Origin of the sequence: Mesorhizobium sp. M4A.F.Ca.ET.090.04.2.1, from assembly GCF_003999085.1 — a bacterium.
Classification (GTDB): Bacteria; Pseudomonadota; Alphaproteobacteria; order Rhizobiales; family Rhizobiaceae; genus Mesorhizobium.
In genome coordinates, this window is record NZ_RZOT01000428.1 from 1 (window position 1) to 5,409 (window position 5,409).

At 65.9% G+C, this 5,409-nt stretch carries 5 protein-coding genes; 4 read left to right on the plus strand and 1 reads right to left on the minus strand.

Going from position 1 to position 5,409, the window contains the following annotated elements; genetic code table 11:
* The coding region (locus EN781_RS24705; RefSeq protein WP_145965608.1) for a glycosyltransferase family 2 protein at positions 1-779 on the plus strand (779 nt) is incomplete at its 5' end.
* Between the two features lie 30 nt (positions 780-809).
* On the opposite strand, the gene EN781_RS24710 is transcribed toward EN781_RS24705, so the two are convergent.
* The gene (locus tag EN781_RS24710) at positions 810-1,061 is read right to left on the minus strand and encodes an Hpt domain-containing protein (protein ID WP_245455482.1); all 252 of its coding nucleotides are present in this window, start codon (positions 1,059-1,061) and stop codon (positions 810-812) included.
* Positions 1,062-1,263: 202 nt separating this feature from the next.
* Here EN781_RS24710 and EN781_RS24715 point away from each other — a divergent pair, with 202 nt between their 5' ends.
* From EN781_RS24715 to EN781_RS24725, 3 genes are all read left to right on the plus strand, one after another.
* Complete coding sequence (locus tag EN781_RS24715) at positions 1,264-3,375, plus strand: ABC transporter ATP-binding protein/permease (RefSeq protein WP_126055107.1); 2,112 nt, start codon at positions 1,264-1,266, stop codon at positions 3,373-3,375.
* 246 nt (positions 3,376-3,621) lie between these two features.
* Complete coding sequence (locus tag EN781_RS24720; RefSeq protein ID WP_127400408.1) at positions 3,622-4,269, plus strand: class I SAM-dependent methyltransferase; 648 nt, start codon at positions 3,622-3,624, stop codon at positions 4,267-4,269.
* 73 nt (positions 4,270-4,342) lie between these two features.
* The coding region (locus tag EN781_RS24725; RefSeq protein ID WP_145965609.1) for an adenylate/guanylate cyclase domain-containing protein at positions 4,343-5,409 on the plus strand (1,067 nt) is incomplete at its 3' end.

Here is a 5,409-nt window from a genome sequence, read left to right on the forward strand (position 1 = left end):
GGGTGCGCGAGGTTCGCCTGCCGTGCCGCCTGCTGCCGCTGCTGCAGGTGGTCGAATACCTGCGCGCTTTCCTGATGGCCAGGCTTGCCTGGAGCCGCATCAACACGCTGATGCTGGTCTCCGGCGCCTTCGGCATGTTCCGCCGCGCCGAAGTGGTGGCGGTCGGCGGCTTCACCCAGGGTTCGATGGGCGAAGACCTCGACCTCGTCATCAAGCTGCACCGCCACATGCGCGATACCAGGCGCAAATACCGCATCCAGTTCGTTCCCGAGCCGGTGTGCTGGACCGAGGCGCCGGAGACGCTGAGCGTGCTGGGCAGGCAGCGCACGCGCTGGCAGCGCGGCGCGCTCGAATGCTTCTTCCGCTACCGCGCGATGCTGTTCAACCCGCGCTACGGCCGCGTCGGCTTCCTCGGCTTCGGCCACATACTGATCGTCGACGTGCTGGGGCCGGTGGCCGAGGTGCTGGGCTATATATTGATCCCGGCCTTCTGGCTGCTCGGCATCCTGTCGGGCGAATATCTGCTCGCCTTCACTTCACTCGTCTTCACCTATGGCGTCTGCGTCAGCGTCTGCTCGCTCGTCCTCGAAGAGGCCGAGTTGCAACGCTTTCCTCGCGCCAGGGACCTGGCCGTGCTGACGGCGGTCGCCGTGATCGAGAATTTCGGCTACCGCCAGCTCAACAATTTCTGGCGCGTGAAGGGCTGGTGGCAGTTTTTGCGCGGCAACCAGGGCTGGGGCGAGATGACCAGGACCGGCCTCGGCGGCGCCAAGAAATAGGCGCGGCCGGTTCGCGCCCGGCCATTCGCGTCATTGCAGCGTGCGCTCGATCTCCGCGATCAGCGCATCGAGCGCTGCGTCAATGGCACCGCCATCCGCCTGTTCGACCAGCAGCGTCTCCAGCGCCGCTGCCTTGGCACTGATCTCCGCAAAGCCGAATGTTCCGCCGGCTCCCGCCAGCGAGTGGGCGAGCTTGGTCACGTCGGGCAGGGGACCTTGCTCCCGCGCGGCCTTCAGCTCCGCGAGCTGATCGGCGCACCGGGCCAGGAAACGCTCCCGCAAGGGGGCGAAGGGATCGTTTGAAATGGGCCGCACTCCATTCGAATGTCGGCGGCATTCAAACAGAAAGTCGGGCGTGTTGGAATGGCCGGGGCGGGATTGCTGGGTGGCGTCAGGCCGTTGCAAGTGCTGGTCAGGGCTGCCGGCAGCCGGACTATCGAGCCGACGGCATGAAACCTTCTGATTTTGAAGCCGTTGTCGGCTGATGTCAGAAGTTGATTCCAAACCGAAGCCGGCCGCCGGCGCCAAACCGCGCGGTGCCCCGAAGTCACGCCAGAAGCGGTCGCGCCCAGGGACGCCAGACGAAGAGAAGTCGCGCGGAGAGAAGGCGCGTCCAGAGAAAACGAGGGCAGAGAAATCGCGCCAGGAGGAATCGAGCCAAGAGAAGTCGCGCGAAGAGAAGGCCTCGGCTCCCGAGGTCAACGGCGAGGCCGCGCCGCCGCCGGAGGCCGTCGAACCCGATCCGAAGCTGACCCCCGAAGAAGCCGAGCAGGCGCGCAAGAAATATCTGCTGCGGCGTTTCTGGATCAGCGCCCGCGGCTACTGGAGCCGGCGCGGCGACAGGCTCGCCTGGCCGTTCACGATCGGGCTGTTGATCCTGATCTGCATCAATGTCGGCGTCCAGTACGGCATCAATGTCTGGAACCGTTCGATCTTCGACGCCCTCGAGCAGCGCGACGCCCGCACCGTCTATCTCCTCACCGCCGTCTTCCTGCCGCTCGTGTTCGCCAACGGAAGCCTTGTCGTTGCGCAGGTCTATCTGCGCATGACGATCCAGCGCCGCTGGCGTTCCTGGCTGACCACCGCGGTCATCTCGCGCTGGCTGGCCAGCGGCCGCTACTATCAGCTGAACCTGGTCAGCGGCGACCACCAGAACCCCGAAGCCCGCATGACCGAGGATCTGCGCATCGCCACCGATTCGCCCGTCGATTTCATCTCAGGCGTCCTGGTGGCGTTTCTCGCCGCCTCGACCTTCATCGTGGTGCTGTGGACGATCGGTGGGGCGCTCACCCTGCCGATCGCCGGCGAGACCATCACCATTCCCGGCTTCCTGGTCATCGCCGCTGTCATCTATGCCGCCATCACCTCGACCTCGATGGTGGTCATCGGTCGCAACTTCGTCCAGCTCTCCGAGCGCAAGAACCAGGCGGAGGCCGAGCTGCGCTACACGCTGACGCGCGTGCGCGAGAACGGCGAGAGCATCGCCTTGCTCGGCGGCGAGGACGAGGAACGCAGCGGCATCGACAGGAATTTCGGCCATGTTCTGAGGCAATGGGCGCTGCTGACCGGCCAGCACATGCGCACGGCGCTCGTGTCGCAGGGGTCGAGCCTGTTTGCGCCCGTCGTGCCGATCCTGCTGTGCGCGCCGAAATTCCTCGAAGGCAACATGTCGCTTGGCGAGGTGATGCAGGCCGCTTCCGCCTTCGGCATTGTGCAGGGCGCTTTCGGCTGGCTGGTCGACAATTACCCGCGCCTCGCCGACTGGAACGCCTGCGCGCGACGCGTCGCCTCGCTGATGATGTCGCTCGACGGGCTGGAGCGCGCCGAACTGAGCGATGCGCTGGGACGCATCCAGCGCGGCGAGACTGAAGATGGCGCCATGCTCAGCCTCGATAATCTCTCGGTGACGCTCGACGACGGCACCTCGGTGGTCAAGGAGACCGAGGTCGCGATCGAGCCGGGCGAGCGGGTGCTGGTGGCCGGCGAATCCGGCTCGGGCAAGTCGACGCTGGTGCGGGCCGTCGCCGGCCTGTGGCCGTGGGGCGGCGGCAGCGTCAATTTCCACGCCGACAGGCGGCTGTTCATGCTGCCGCAGCGGCCCTACATCCCTTCCGGCACGCTGCGCCGCGCCGTCGCCTATCCCGCCGCCGCCGACAACTGGACGGTCGAGGAGATCAATGCCGCCCTCGACAAGGTCGGCCTCGCCTATCTGGCCGCCAGGATCGAGGAAGACGCGCCATGGGACCAGACGCTGTCGGGTGGCGAAAAGCAGCGCCTCGCCTTCGCGCGCCTGCTCTTGCACAGCCCCGATATCATCGTGCTCGACGAGGCGACCTCGGCATTGGACGAGAAGAGCCAGGACAAGATGATGCAGACCATCATCCACGAACTGCCCAAGGTCACCATCATCAGCGTGGCGCACCGCGCCGAGCTGGAAGCCTTCCACAGCCGCAAGATCACGCTCGAGCGCCGCAAGGGCGGCGCCAAGCTGGTCAGCGACATCGAGCTCGTGCCGCGCAAGGTCAAGCGGAATGTGTTCCAGCGCGCCCTGTGGGGAAGCGGCGCGCGGGGTGGAGCGCGGCGTGAGGTCGAGTGAGGTGGCAGGGCAATCGCATATGGTACTCCCCCCGCTTTGTGAGGGAGAGGAAACGCCAACCACCGTGGTCGCGGCCCTGAAAGGCTTGGGTTTCCTCTCCCCCATAAATTTGGGGAGAGGCGGCCGCGCAGCGGCCGGTGTGGGGGCTGGCGCCGCCATTTTTGCCGGGATTTGGGCCAGCCCGGCCGGTTACCTCGCGTTCAGCTCCGCCGTGTAAGGAATGCGGCATCCGGAGGCGGCTGGCTCATGTTGGACAACTACGAGGTGGACCGGTTTGGCGTGATCCACCAGATCGACTTCACACCGATCAAGTACGACAAGCAGTACATTTCTTATTACGAGGACCTCAGTGACCGGACCATCAAGCTCGGATACCAGCGGCTTGGCTGGGTGCTGGGCATCACCGGCGAGGTTCCTCGGTCCGTGCTGGAAATCGGATACGGCACCGGCACCTTCGTCGAAGCCGCGAAGATAACCGGGGTCGCCGATTGCGCCGGCTGCGACATCGCCGAGTTTCCGCTGCCCAAGGGCGTTCGCTTCGTCGATTGGGATGAGGCGCTCGCCAGCCAGTGGGATCTCGTCGCCATGTTCGACGTGCTCGAACACATCCCGGATCTGGGTTTCCTCGGCCGCCTTAAGACCCGGCACCTGGCCGTCGCCGTTCCCTATTGCCGCTGGCGCGAGCTCGGCGCCGACGGCGACGCGTGGTTCCGAACGTGGCGTATGCGTCTTCCCAACGAGCACCTGCACCACTTCGATCGCGACTCGCTGGTGGCGCTGCTCGCGCACAACGGCTTCGAATGCGTGACGCTGAACTCATTCGAGGACGGCATCAGGCTGCGCCCCGGCGAAGCGGGTCCGAATATTCTGTCCGGCTTCTTTAGGAAGTTGTAGGTGGGTTCCCGGTCCTAGACAGCCTGTCTCCCCTGGTGGATCATGCGTGGGTAGGCAAGCCAGGGGCGCCGCCATGGACGTCGGAGATTGGCTGCGGAGGCATGGCCTCGAACAGTATGAGGCCGCCTTCCGCGAGAATAAGATCGACGACACGGTCCTGCCGACGTTGACGGCCGAGGACTTGAAGGATCTTGGCGTCGGATTTGTCGGACATCGTCGTAAGCTGCTCGACGCCATCGCAGCCTTGCGCGCTCAGGTAGCTGCACCAACGCCACTGTTATCCGATGCGCCTCTGGCAATCGACAATGCCGCGAAGGACACCGCTGAGCGCCGGCAGGTCACCGTGATGTTCTCGGACCTTGTCGGCTCGACGGCACTCTCGGCGCGAATGGACCCTGAGGATTTGCGGGAGGTGATTGCGGCCTATCAGAAGTGCGTTGCCGAGGCGGTGCGTCGCTTTGGCGGGTTTGTGGCCAAATACATGGGCGACGGCGTGCTGGTGTATTTTGGCTATCCAAAGGCGCATGAGGACGACGCGGAGCGAGCCGTGCGGGCTGGGCTGGCGATCGTTGATTCGATCGCAAGGCTCGCGATCCCGGCACAAGGTGGGCTTGCGGTACGCGTCGGCATCGCAACGGGGCTGGTGGTGGTGGGCGATCTCATCGGCGAAGGAGGAGCGCAGGAGGAAGCGGTGGTCGGCGAGTCGCCGAACTTGGCGGCGCGGCTGCAGGCATTGGCGGGGCCTGGCGAGATCGTGATCCCGCTCGCGACGCGCCGACTGCTCGGCGGGCTGTTCGAGTTCGCCGACCTCGGCTTGCACGAGCTGAAAGGGTTCGACGCCCCGATCCGCGCGTGGAGAGTGCTTCGCGAGAGTGCCGCCGAGACCCGGTTCGAAGCGCGCGCGACGAGCGGCCTCGCCCCCACGGTCGGGCGCGAGCACGAGCTTGCTCTGCTCGCGGAGCTCTGGAGCAAGGCCGCGTCCGGGGAGGGGCAAGTGGTCCTGCTCGCCGGTGAGCCCGGCATCGGCAAGTCGCACCTGATTCAGGCGCTGCGCGAGCGCCTGCGCGACCGGCCGCACATCCGCATCCGCTGCCAGTGCTCGCCGTTCCACGCAACCAGCGCCCTTCGCCCGTCGCTCGT